Source organism: Candidatus Zixiibacteriota bacterium (assembly GCA_034439475.1).
Lineage (GTDB): Bacteria > Zixibacteria > MSB-5A5 > GN15 > FEB-12 > JAWXAN01.
Genome location: JAWXAN010000054.1, coordinates 1 through 12,887 on the forward strand (window position 1 = coordinate 1; position 12,887 = coordinate 12,887).

Genomic DNA, 12,887 nt, shown 5'->3' on the forward strand with positions numbered 1-12,887 from the left:
ACCATCTCCTTTGTACCAAGTCGTTTCGGCATCACACACTCTGAATTCACCCATGTAGCCGTCACCGTCCGTGTCGATACCGGGATTATCATAGACCCAATCCGCCCAGCGGGCATTGTTGGCAAGAAGAGAAAAATCCAAGGAATTGTAGAATGCGGTCGGGTTTTCAGGATTGAAATAGTTTGCGTAGGCGTTCGAATCGACATGGATGGAATCGCCCCCCACAATGGCAATAGTAAATTCGGCTGTAGCGCCGGGAGGAACATCGAATCCGCCAAATGAATAAACAAAATCAGCGTAGCTGTGAGTAGCAAATTCGATAGCCTTCTCATGCGGCGGTAGAAAACCTTCTGAGGTTTGGTCAACTGCCGCAAACATCTGGTCGTAATCGAATTCACGGTGGCTCAGCAGATAGTAATAGTTGTTATCATAATAGGGAAAGCCCAGGCCGCGTCCGAAATCGCGAAACGGTTCACCGGGTTGGGGAATTCGGCGCGGTCCCCAAGGAAGGTCAGCAGGTTGCCCATCGACAAAAATAGGGCCACCAGTCCACCAGTTAAAGTTGCGACGCTTGGCCTCGCTTGGAGCTTCAAGCAGACGAATGCCGACAGCCGCCCTCGGAGTTCTTTCGCTCCACTCTCGATCACCGAATCTGCCGTCTGTGTCTATAAGATAAGAAACACCGACTGTGTCCCGGTAGCCGCAACCGTCTGGAGATTGCCAATCTTTGAGATGGCCAGCATAAAAGTTCGCATTGGAATCCATTGGATTAAATACGATAGGAGGGCCGACATCGATCCCTACATAGATTTGTTTGATGGTCTGTGTGCTGACATTCTCAAGCTCATAGGTTACCAGGATAAAATCATCAACAGCCGATCCGGACCATGACATAGAACGCTGGAGAATTTTGACCCCCAGCGGTGTGTGTTTATTCTCAGGATAGCCACCCACGGTAAAAGGATAAGGTGTTCTGATAACAGTGTCGACATACTGACAAACAAGATCAAGTTCAGAACGCGCTTCCGACGCATAGTATGTTTGCCGAGTGTCGATTGTCTGATAACTGAAGAGTCCCCGTGCGCTCGGATCCGTAGTCAGCTCTAATGCTCCAAAACGAGTGCAAAGCGTATCACCCTTTACAATGCCTCCTATGGTGAGATGTCCTGAGAGGTATGCGCCATCGCCTTCAGGTGGATAGGCAAGTAATCGATAAGTTAATCCGGTAAGTGGGTCAGTAATGGTATCGCCCGGATTTTGATAAAATTCCCCCACGTTAGTGAAAAGCATTTTCAGCTTATTATTTGTTTGGAGACCATATGGATGTTGGAAACTGTCTTGACTCGATAAGGGCAAAGGCGTGGTAAGAAGGAAGATCACAAGGGGGCATATCGTCTGTAGCTTTCGCACTTTTACTCTCTCGAAAGGGAACCGGCACTGACTGACACAGGCAAACGTTGATTTCAATGATGGCTGGTCTCACACTTATCTAAGACCGGCCATCTCAAACTATACTAAGGTTGCTATCCCCGAATATGTAATGCGTTAAATATTTGAGCTGCAAATCAAAGCGGCGGACATGTGCGGCATTCCCAAGGGCAATGCAGATTCGGACCGCTGATGCATTGCCCGTTAGGCGCCCTGTAACCCAAACACTCCCAAAGTGATGGATTAGTTTCACACCAGATAGCACAACACAAATCTATATCCGCTTTTGCAGGGGTAGGGGACACAGTAAAGGCAAAAGCAAAAATAAACATGAAGAGGGAGACCAATCCCAATGCTTTCATCAATTTTTTATCTAACATTTTGATACCTCGTTTCTAAAGTGAGTCGTTATCAATGACTCACACGTTTGAATTCTTCATTCCATGAATCCAATCTATCTCAGAGTGACGATCTCCTCCTTTGTGAGCGCGTACGGATGGATGGCACCAATCTCTCGGGATGAGTTAACATATATGTTAAAGGGATAACTTGATATATTATATTTTGTCCCGATTTCCCTCTGGTGGTCATTGAGGATGCGGAAGGAGAGCTTGATATCATTGTGGATGAATTTGGTCTCTTCAAAATCTCCAGTCCCGATTACAATAATCTCATCTTTTGTCATTTCTCCCTTTCTGATAAGCGAGTCAAGCATCTTAAGTTGACCATGACAGGCTGTGCAGGCTGGTTCGACGTAACAGATGATGGTGTTTCCTGTAATTAGGTCAGAGAGCATAAAATGATTCTCATTTGTGTCGTCAAACTCGAAATCAGGCAGGGTATCGCCGACCGAAAGTGTGCCCATGCGCTCTAACAGACGTTCGGCAAACAGTTTTCGTTCAGCGACTTCTTCCGCATGGACTTCGGCTTCTTTTTTGTCGTTGATGATGCTTCCGGCAAACGAACCGCCCAAATAGGCAGCAGCGCCTGTGAGCAGGACAATAAGTCCGATGGAGAGGCTTCGAAAGCGTACTCGTCTGTCTGTCTTGTTACTTTGCATCAAGAATTCCCCTCATAAATAGGCATAAGTTTTGGTGTGTTCATTATCCGAAACTCAACAAGATACAGCGCGTTCTGCAAAAAGCAGCCGTGCAAGGCGTTGTGAGTGTGGAATTGAAAAAAGGAAAATTATCGCGGGGGGGGGGCATCTTGAAGCCGAGCCGACTAAGATAGCCGCCAAGCGGGCCTGTGTGAAGCCTTTTATGCACAAAATCTCTTAAAAAGTTCATGGTCAAACCTCTCCCAGTCGAGCTTTCAGCATTCCCTACGGTCATTGCTTCCTTCGGTCTTAGATGCCTTCAGCCGCAATCCTCTGGTGATGTACTATTGATACGCAGCCAAGTTATTAGATGTCAGAAGAAAATTTCTCGAATATTTTGCAGAAACGATTCCGCCTCCGCGCATCCTAACCCTCTTGACGGCTTATCACCCGTGCGCCGATGGCGAAAGAAACAATCCCGACCGCAACGAGGATCAAAATGGGAGTCATCATCTGACCGAAAGTGAACTCGCGCCAGATTGCGCCTTCAAGCGCGACAATGCCCCATTTCACCGGTGAGACATTGCTCATCGTCTGCATCCATGACGGCATCACAAAAAGCGGCACCATTCCTCCGCCCAGCATTGCCATGACAAGCAATACTCCCCAGCCTGCTCCGGCGACAGCTTGTTCGGTTCGGCCCATGACCGAGATTAACATCATGAGCCCCACGAAACAAAATGAGGCAGCGATAACAGCCGCAATCAGGCCCAGCGGATTTGTAATGCGCATATGAAAGACCACAGCGGCAAAGGCCAATAGGAGAACTGCGGCAAGTACACTCGCGAGAAAACAGGCGAGCCCTTTTCCAGCCAGAATTTGTGTGCGTGTTATCGGAGCAAGCCGTAGCCGCAGGAATGTTCCCTTGGTCCGCTCGATTACTATCGAGATGGCAAAACTCGCGCAGACGCCGATGAGCGCCCAGAGTATCGACGACGGAAAGGTTATCTCCCATGACGATCGCGGCCCAGAGCGCTGAAGCGAGATATCGACCATTTTAAACTTTGGTCCGCTCATAGCATTTTCTGTGGAAGCGCTATCCGCGCCGCTGTCGATGCCAGAGGTGTCTTGTTGGAGCGCGCCAAAGAGGCCGCTGAGGTTGGTCAGCACAGCGCGTATCCGATCACGGTCGGCGGGTGTGAGCGTTGTATCTTTTTTAATCGCAGACAATCTTTCCTGAAGATTTACGCTCTGGCTTAAATTTGAAAACGAACTCTGCATACTCTGAAAAAATGCCTGAGATAGCATTCCTTTCAGGAAGCCGCCTTCGGCTGTGCGCGATGGGTCAATGCCAAGCTCCAGCAGCTCAGAGCCTTCCTCGCCGCCGAAGCCAAACGACTCTCCGAATCCATTGTTTATCTGCAGGAATGCGATGAGTTTTCCGATTCGCACCATCTGTTTTGCCGAATCGGCAGACATGGACGAAACGGACAGAGCGTCGATTTCCCCCAACTGTGTGACAAATTCATGGCTCTGGTCGCTCTGGTCATTATCGATAACGGCAACTTTCATCGCTGATTGGCTGCCGGTCCCGCCGCTACTGCTGAATATTGAACCGAAAAACAGCGCCATCAGAAGTGGAAAACCAAGCACCCAGAAAAGCCCAGCTTTGTCGCGCCAGAGCAAGAGCAGGTCTTTCATCGCGATATGAAATATTGTAGACATCAGTCGCGCAACTTCTTTCCGGTTAGTTGCAGGAATACCGCCTCAAGGTCCGCTCGTTCAATTCCGACATGCTGAAATTCAATTCCAGTCGCGGAAATTTGCGCCAGAACTTCGAGCGGTTTATCTGTTTTTGCCCTCAGCTTATTGCCGGTGAGATCGCCGGGGAATTTAACATGTTTATCTGGTGTGGAGGTAAACTCAACCTCAACTGTCGGTTGGCCGCCGTACTGGCGGATCAATGCATCGACTGTATCCAGAGCCAATATTGTTCCTTGGTCAATAATGGCCACACGGTCGCACAGTCGCTGGGCTTCTTCCATATAATGCGTGGTGTAAATAATCGTCCGCCCCTCTTTTTTGAGCATTTCAATGCTATCAAATATCTGATTGCGCGATTGCGGGTCAATGCCGACGGTAGGCTCGTCCATCAGAATAACTGGCGGGTCATGGAGAAGACCGGAGACGAGATTTAGCCGCCGTTGCATACCGCCTGAGAATGTTTTGACTTTGTCTTTCTTGCGCAATGTCAACCCGGCAAACGAAAGCGCCCAATCGACTTTATCGCGGAGTAATTTCCCCGAGAGATTGTACAGACGTCCGAAAAAGAAGAGGTTTTCTTCCGCGGTGAGGTCATCATAAATCGCAAGCGCCTGCGGAGCAGTGCCGATTTTGCGACGCACCGAGTTTCGGGTGGGGTCGATTTCTCCATCGATTGTTATTGTGCCGGAATCGGGACGCAGCGCGCCGACTATCATCGTAATCGTGGTAGTTTTACCCGCGCCATTAGGGCCGAGCAGACCGAACATCTCCCCTTTTTGGATGGCGAAGGATATCCCATCGACAGCGACAAGACTGCCGTATTTTTTACAAAGATTATCTGCCGTTATCATGCTTGAATAAGAATCTAAATCCTCGCCACACACCAAGCAAGGAATAAAAGTTTCTCAGTCACCTTCGAGGATAATGCATATATTCCATAAGTTACCCTCTTGACAATGCCGCCCTCAAGACTGACACTTAGGTTATAAGCGCACAAATTTTTATTGGAGAATTTAATGAATTCGAACGCTGTGAATAATAGGAACACCATCATCGCAAGCCTGGTCCTCGGATTGGCATTAATAATTTGTGCATTTATCGCCAGCTCTACTTTTGTTCGGGTGAAAGGATTCGGGCGGGCTGTCACAGTAACTGGCGCCGCCATCAAACCCATCACCTCTGATTTTGCAATTTGGGAAGCAAATGTCACAGCCGATGATCTTTCGCTCGAAGCCGCTTATGCCACGATCAAGACCGGTCTTGAGAAGTCCCGCCAGTTTCTCATCGCCAGCGGATTTGCTGACACGTCCATCGAAATTGGAACCGTCCAGGTCAACCGGAGCTACGACCGCGAAGGACGTCCTGCCGGATATACACTCTACCAAAGTATTAAAGTGCATGTCGCCGATGTCGACCGAATCACCCTGCTTGCCCGTGAATCTTCCTCGCTTATCGAGCAAGGCGTAGCCATAACAACCCTCCCGCCCAAATATGTCTTTACTAAACTTGAAGACCTCAAAATTGAAATGATCAAGGCTGCAACCGAAAACGCGAAACTCCGCGCCGAACAGTTGGCCAAGACGACCGGCAAAGAAGTCGGTGCGCCACTTTCGGCACGGATCGGCGTCTTCCAAATTCGTCCTTTGTATTCTCAGGAAGTTTCAGACTATGGCGTCAATGATATGTCGTCGATCCAGAAGGAAGTCGTCTCGACGGTGAATATCAGCTTCCTTATAGAGTAGCCTCTTCACCCAGTTCATTACCTATCGACTGTGTTCCTGCCCGCTCTGCCTTTCGCAGAGTTAAAACTTGCATCTGCCTGCTTCTGTTTTTAGCATTCCGCGTATAAAAAAGCACAGTTAATACATAACAGCAAGGTCTTTGGAATGCCGATAAATTCAACAATTTTTAAAGCTTACGATATTCGCGGAACGTATCCCGACCAGCTCGATGCCAACACCGCCTACCTTATCGGCAAATCCCTCGCGGGCTATCTCAAGCCATCGAGCATTGCAGTCGGAAGGGATATGCGGCTTTCTTCGGACATTCTTTTTGAATCGCTAAGCCGGGGGCTGATGGAATCAGGGGTCGATGTCATTGATCTCGGCCTTATTTCGACCGATGGACTATATTTTGCTGTTGGTAAATATCAATATGCCGGCGGGGTGATGATTACCGCGAGCCACAATCCCAAAGAATACAATGGTTTCAAAATTTGCCGACAAAATGCCGAACCGCTTTCCGGCAGCGAAGGATTGGATGTCATGCTTGCTTCAATTCAAAATAACAGCCTGCCATCGCCGTCAACAAAATCGGGCCGCATGACCAAAAAGGATATTACACTGGCCTATGCCGAGCACTGTCTGTCATTTATTGACGTCACAAAAATACGACCGTTCAGAATAGTTATCGATGCCGGCAATGGCATGGCCGGCGCGACTCTCCCGCCGACGCTGAATATGCTACCCATTGAAGTCATCAAACTGTTTTTTGAACTTGACGGTAATTTCCCTAATCATCCCGCTTCGCCGATTGAACTGGAAAACCTTGTGGATTTACAAAAGAAGATAGCGGAAACCAAAGCCGATTTTGGTGTGGCCTTTGATGGGGATGCCGACCGCATGTTTTTGGTCGATGCCCATGGCAAACCGCTCGGCGGCGACATGGTTACTGCGCTTATCTCAAAATCTCTGCTGACCAAACATAAAGGCGAGACGATACTGTACAACCTTATCTCCTCAAAAGCCGTCCCGGAACTTATCAGCAAAATCGGCGGCAAGCCGCTCCGCACACGGGTCGGCCATGCCCTCATCAAGCCTCTTATGAAACAACAGAATGCTATCTTCGGCGGCGAGCATTCGGGACATTTTTATTTTCGCGACAATTGGTTTGCAGACTCAGGGCTTATAGCCTTTCTGATCTGTCTTGAATTGCTCTCTATTGAGAACCGTCCGCTGCATGAATTGGTCCATGAGATGGATCCGTATTTTCGCTCCGGCGAGCACAACAGCCGGGTGACATCAATACCCGAGAAAATTGCTTTGATTCAAAAAACGTATGCCTCCGGAAAACAGGATACCCTCGACGGGTTGACTGTCAATTATGACGACTATTGGTTTAATCTGCGGGCTTCAAATACCGAGCCGCTTATACGACTTAATGTGGAAGCAAACTCTGAAAAGCTTTTGACTGAGAAGACAAACGAACTGCTCAAACTTATCCGATCTTGAATTAGAAAGGGGAAAACAGAATGTCACCGAGCGCAAAGATTTTGATTGTCGACGACGACCCTCTCTTGCAGGAACTGCTGAACGATACCTTGAGCGCGGTCGGTTATCAAACGCTTTCTACCTCGAACGCGACAGAAGCGCTTGGTCTGTTACAGAAATCTGATATAGATTTGGTCATTACCGATATCAAAATGCCGGATATAAACGGTTTCCAACTGCTCAAATTGGTCAGGTTGCATTATCCACAAATGCCCGTGATTTTTATCAGCGGCTATGCGACGCCTGAGATGATTAGCGCCGCGGGCCCCGATGGTTTTTTGCTGAAGCCATTTCGAATAGCCCAGATAGAAGAGCTAATAGAGAAGACCCTCGAGGTAAAACGGGATATACACTTGAATACGGACGCTCTCGCTATTAGTTCTTCCGACTGATTTTTCTGTTTAAGTGCAGTCAGGCGTCCTCCTTCAGCAGACTTGAAAGCCCTTGCCTGACTGTTTGATTAAAGTGTCGGGTAGAGACGCCCGACACCACGGAATTGAATATGCCCTCACCCTCCCCCCTCCCAAGGAATAGAGGGGGGAGAAAAGATCACACCGTCCTACACGATTAGTGCTGTACCCTCATAATGTCATTCCGGCGCAGGCCGGAATCCAGGGTAAATAGACGTGCAGGCCATCATTGGCCTGCACCACATATAAAAGCCCACAGCGAGCGATGAGCAACGAATGAAGAGAAGATGGATTCCCTAGCTTTCGCTGGAATGACATTAACCTATTCCGTCGGGTCTTGCCGGTCTTCTTAGGGCGGTGTGACCTGACGGTCACCCGGCGCGCGACACCCCTCTCAACACACACAAAAAAAGCCCCCGCACGAATGCGAGGGCTTTTACTTATCAGAAAGTTTTCTCTATGAAGTAAATTACTTCAACAAGACCGCTTTCTTGACTTCGCTGAACGTACCGGCGTTTACCTTATAGAAGTAAATACCTGAGGCAACGTTCGAAGCATCCCATTCAATGATCTTGTAACCAGCGTCGGCATGGCCTTCGAATGTCTGAACAACCTGACCTTGGACGTTATAAATCGTCAAGGTATAGTCGCTTGCATTCGGCAGAGCCAAGCTAATGTTGGTTTTGGGGTTGAACGGATTAGGATAGTTCTGGGACAGAGCAAAGGCTGTCGGAACTACGACCTTGTTGACAGTAATCGAATTGCCATAAATGTCGGCCATCTCGATTGAGGTAACAGAACCAGCAACTTCGATGAATGCGCCGGTAAAGCCGGTCACCTTCTCGATTGCGGTTTCGTTGCCTTCAAGTCCAATCATCGGCACAATGATAATACGAGTGTTCGTACCATCGAATAGATATTCCATGCCCATGTTTTCGGCGAGAAGTTTCGGAACGACATTTCCAGCAACAGTCATAGCAACACCACCAAGGTTGACGCCGTTCACTGACCAGACATCTCCGGTCTGATTGGCGTTAACAGAGATGAGGTCCAGCTTAGGATTTTGAGCTGCGTCTCCTACAACAATACGGATAGCCAACACTAAGTCAGCAACCGTTAATGCCGTACCGTCAGCATTGACATCGGAGGCGGCAATAGAACCATTGACATGTGTAGTGAAAGCACTGAGTCCCTGGGTGAAATAATTAGTGAACATAACGACGTCGGCGATTTCAATATAAATGCCGTTGAGGTTGATGTCACCACGAGCGTCGATCGAGTCGGCGCAGATGATGGCAATACCGCCGCTGTAGAAATCGACACAACGGACGGGTTGACCCTTGGCTGTGTAGACATCGCATAACGGAGCGACAGCGCCATATGCGCTCGGGAGAGTACCGTCACTCAGTGTATCTATCTGGTAGTAGGAGCCTACACCATTGCTGGCGTAGACACGGCTGGAGATAATAAGCGAGTCTCCGCTTATTGTCGAAAGCGCGTTGTCGCCGCAATCATACCAGAAGAAGTCGATAGGAACCCACTGACATTCGAATGTACGATTGTTCGAGACAAAGAATGTCAGGATTGCCAACTGGTTGGAGATCAAGGCGCTGCCATTAACAAAGCAATCCGGGTGGTTAGCGCCGCCGTTGTTGGTCTCGGCGATAGCCACTATACGGAGGAAGCCTTGCGGACAGCCACTGTTACCGCAGTTGCCATTCGGGCCAAAGCGATAGGTGAAATATTCCCATCCGCAATCCAGAATAAATTGACCTGGCTCAGCCTTTTGGAAGGAGAGAGCCGAAGCATCATACCGGATCAGGAAGTCAAAACCGCCCATTGGGGTGTTAAACGACGGGAAGGGATTCATTGAGACATCGACAGTCGTGAATTCACCCTGGCCCTGGTTCGCTACTCCTTCAATGGTAATATCATTGTTAAGTACGTTGACCGTAAAGCAGCAAGTGTCAGCGTTGCTTGGACTGCAAGGAGAGCAGACTTTGGCGCTGTCAGTAACTGCAACACAGATTGAGAACGAGCCTGAGTTAGGTCCTGGATCCCAGGTAACTTGACCAGTGGCCGGGTCGACAAGAACAACGCCGGGAGCAGTGGTCGAGGCCAGGGAATAGATGAGCGGACGAGGACCTAAGTCGGAATCCGCGCCGGTTACCGAAACATTGAGCTGCTCGCCACCGCAAAGGAGGACGGGAGCAACACAAGTTATTGTCGGTGCAACGTTGGTAACACAGATAGCGAAAGTATCGAGATCTGTGGCACCGCATGAATCGGTTACCTTTACAACAACCGTATTCACGCAAACATCGTTTCCGGTGGTTAACCAGGAGATAGCGCCTGAAGTGGCGTTAACATTCAAAGCAAGCGGGCCGCTCTGTTTGGCATAGGTCAGCTTCTCACAGTTTGCCTGATCAGCATCCGTGGCAGAAGCCGAGCCTGTGTACAACGTACCCCAGGGGAGCGTGGCATCCGGAATGGAAGCCAAGACCGGGGCGGCGTTGACAAGAGTAACCACACCATTGGTTACGGCTACAGGAAGAAGCGAAGAATTGGCAGCATTAACAAACTGGGTGGTGATAACGCCTACCGGGTTAGGATAAGTGAAAACACCATTGTTCAGGTTGATAATACCAGCGCATACATTCGCAGTTCCAACGTTAATCCTCGCGATGACCTTCGTACCTGCCAATAAGGCAGCGTCCGTAGATACAGTTCGCATAGCGGCAAATCGGACCGTGTCCGGCGAGACTCCGTTAGCTTGAGTCAAGTCGATTACACGATTGTCAAGTTGTGTCAAACCAGCGTCAAAAGTAACCGAAGGTATGCCAGTAAAGTTACCAGTTATCTCGAGGACAACTTCCACAGCGCTGACAGAATCCGAGGAAACAACAGCTGTCACATTGATAGCGTTGCTTACTGCGGCTGCGCAGCGTGAGGCGTTCTTTGACTGGACTAGTACCTGGTTAGCAAACGAAGCTGATGCCGAGAATACCACCATAAAGGAGATCAGCAGCAAAGAATATATCGTTCTTTTTTGCATCATTAAATTGCTCCTTTAATGCACTCTAAAAATCATGTTAGTGTTCGGTGATCATACCAATCATATTGATTTTATATAGTCACCTTGTCTTACCGTTTTTTTCCCCGAAGGGTCGGGAATCGGTACCCGGCTAATCATAAAATCATAGCGCCGGTTTGGATGACAGATGAACCGAGAGATGGGTTCAACAGCGCAATCATCTATAATTAGTTTATGGAGATATTATCGAGAAGACTAAAACCGTAGGGCAATATCAAAAAACCCGTGGTCTTACTATCTCTAAAGAAACCGCGAATCAGAGCTTAAATCATCGTAACAATAAGTTTGAGTTACTGTTACTCAAGGTGCGAAGGATTCAAAACAGAAGCGATTTTCACACAACTATTTCCCTGGACAATGAGAAAATACCATAAAATACGATAATGTCAAGCATATTTTTTGTGGAAATGTGAATAATTTATAAATCGACCCTGATTTCGGACTAACCGCGTCTGATTTCGGCAGCCCAAGAAGTGAGCCGCACAGATCGTTTAGAGACCCAATCTGAACCCAGTGCGACGATAGCCGGACACGCGGCACTGGATACCGTGTCGGAAATTAACGCGAACCTGAAGCCGTGATTATATGACTTTTACATGACTCATTAAACTAAGGGAATTTTCCAGCGGACGGTAGTTCGGGAGCAGTCACAAGTGATTATATTCACAAGCGACGGATATTCGCTTCAGAATATTCAGTGCTCGGATTTTGAAACGCACGGTGACGAGAAACAAATCTATATTTGTGAACTAATTCACAAACGAGGCCTTCATGGCTATCTTCGAATGCCACCCTTCCCGTGGTGTTCCACCTGCCGAAGGGAAAGCTGGGCTGCCCGGAGAGCGGCGGCGGCGGCCTTGGGGCGATGATTGTCTATGAACCCTTTTGCCAGGTCCAATTGGTCCAAACCTTGCCGGAGAAATTTGGCTGTTTTATCCTTCCGGGGCCCCCTTTTTTCATTAATTCTTGATGCCAGTATTTTAGCTTCGGCTCTCAATTTATCGTAGTATTTGAGAAGTCCCTCTGAGCCATGGCATGCCTGTTCTGCCATTCCAGCCAACTCCCGGCTTCGATGAAGCTCCCTAAGCGCCAAGAGGGGACGGCCATTGGCAGACCTTTCGCGGGCCTTTTCGTGCGCTCTACCGGCCTCTTCGAGAAGTTCAAGAGTCTCTTGGGAGTCAATGCAATCAGATGCCGAACGACGGGTTTGATCTATCGCTCCTTGGACTCGCTGGGAAAGGTGCTCGAATTGCCGCTTTTCGCTTACTCGGTTGTTTTCGCCACGAAGTACTTTCTCACAGGCCCTCTCTGCCTGCTCCGAAAGTCTGAGAGCCGGACGAAACTCGTGGTTTCTATACAATACCCATGCTCGCTCCAAATCCGAGCGAGCCGATTGGTAAAGCTCAAAGCGTCCATGAGCAGAATCCTGGCCTATCTCTGCTTCGGTTCGGTCGACAAGCTCCTGAATCCGCTCGAGTCTGCGGAGCACAAAATCGTCGAGTCGTTCCCCTTTCGGGCTATTGCCAAGCGAGCTTTGGGCAGTTTCATGGGCCTGAGCAGTAAATTGACGGGCAAGCCGGAATCCTGATTCGGTGCGCAGGGAGAAACTTACCCACGCCTCTTTCTGAAGTTCTCCGGCCTGCGCGGCAAGTTTCTGTGATATTGGATTCGAAGAAGTCCTTGCCTTATTGGAAGCTCGAGCGATAAGATCGTCGGTCTGTTCCAGTTCACTTTGGAGCATGACAATCCGTCGAGAATCGTCGTTTGGCTGTGCTCCTGCACCTATAACTGGGAGCACCAGAAGGAGCATGGCCAAAAGGATAACAAGGCGCGATTTTATTAATCTTATGATTTGCATACTTATTAAATAAACAACCGGCATG

9 protein-coding genes are annotated in these 12,887 nt (G+C 48.8%); 3 read left to right on the top strand and 6 right to left on the bottom strand.

Annotated features, from left to right (window positions below; translation table 11 throughout):
- From SGI97_08030 to SGI97_08045, 4 genes are all read right to left on the bottom strand, one after another.
- Positions 1 to 1,290: hypothetical protein (locus tag SGI97_08030; GenBank protein ID MDZ4723836.1), on the bottom strand; the 1,290-nt coding region annotated here is incomplete at its 3' end.
- Positions 1,291 to 1,882: 592 nt separating this feature from the next.
- The gene (locus SGI97_08035; GenBank protein MDZ4723837.1) at positions 1,883 to 2,488 is read right to left on the bottom strand and encodes a redoxin domain-containing protein; all 606 of its coding nucleotides are present in this window, start codon (positions 2,486 to 2,488) and stop codon (positions 1,883 to 1,885) included.
- Between the two features lie 405 nt (positions 2,489 to 2,893).
- Positions 2,894 to 4,192 (bottom strand): ABC transporter permease, encoded by a 1,299-nt coding sequence (locus tag SGI97_08040; GenBank protein ID MDZ4723838.1) that lies wholly within the window; start codon positions 4,190 to 4,192, stop codon positions 2,894 to 2,896.
- On the bottom strand, positions 4,192 to 5,082 hold the full coding sequence (locus SGI97_08045; protein MDZ4723839.1) for an ABC transporter ATP-binding protein: 891 nt from the start codon (positions 5,080 to 5,082) through the stop codon (positions 4,192 to 4,194). The genes SGI97_08040 and SGI97_08045 overlap by 1 nt, the downstream gene beginning before the upstream one ends.
- A gap of 165 nt (positions 5,083 to 5,247) precedes the next feature.
- Between SGI97_08045 and SGI97_08050 the strand changes: the two genes are divergently transcribed.
- The 3 genes from SGI97_08050 to SGI97_08060 all read left to right on the top strand — a co-directional run bounded on the left by SGI97_08050 (position 5,248) and on the right by SGI97_08060 (position 7,892).
- Positions 5,248 to 5,973, top strand: a complete 726-nt coding sequence (locus SGI97_08050; GenBank protein MDZ4723840.1) for an SIMPL domain-containing protein — start codon at positions 5,248 to 5,250, stop codon at positions 5,971 to 5,973.
- 144 nt (positions 5,974 to 6,117) lie between these two features.
- Positions 6,118 to 7,461, top strand: a complete 1,344-nt coding sequence (locus tag SGI97_08055) for a phosphomannomutase/phosphoglucomutase (protein MDZ4723841.1) — start codon at positions 6,118 to 6,120, stop codon at positions 7,459 to 7,461.
- 20 nt (positions 7,462 to 7,481) lie between these two features.
- Entirely contained in the window at positions 7,482 to 7,892 is a 411-nt protein-coding gene (locus tag SGI97_08060; protein ID MDZ4723842.1) for a response regulator, read from the top strand.
- Positions 7,893 to 8,379: 487 nt separating this feature from the next.
- Here SGI97_08060 and SGI97_08065 read toward each other — a convergent pair whose 3' ends face one another.
- Entirely contained in the window at positions 8,380 to 10,968 is a 2,589-nt protein-coding gene (locus tag SGI97_08065) for a T9SS type A sorting domain-containing protein (GenBank protein ID MDZ4723843.1), read from the bottom strand.
- 811 nt (positions 10,969 to 11,779) lie between these two features.
- Positions 11,780 to 12,862, bottom strand: coding sequence for a hypothetical protein (locus SGI97_08070; protein MDZ4723844.1), 1,083 nt, complete (start codon positions 12,860 to 12,862; stop codon positions 11,780 to 11,782).
- Between the last annotated feature and the right edge of the window lie 25 nt (positions 12,863 to 12,887).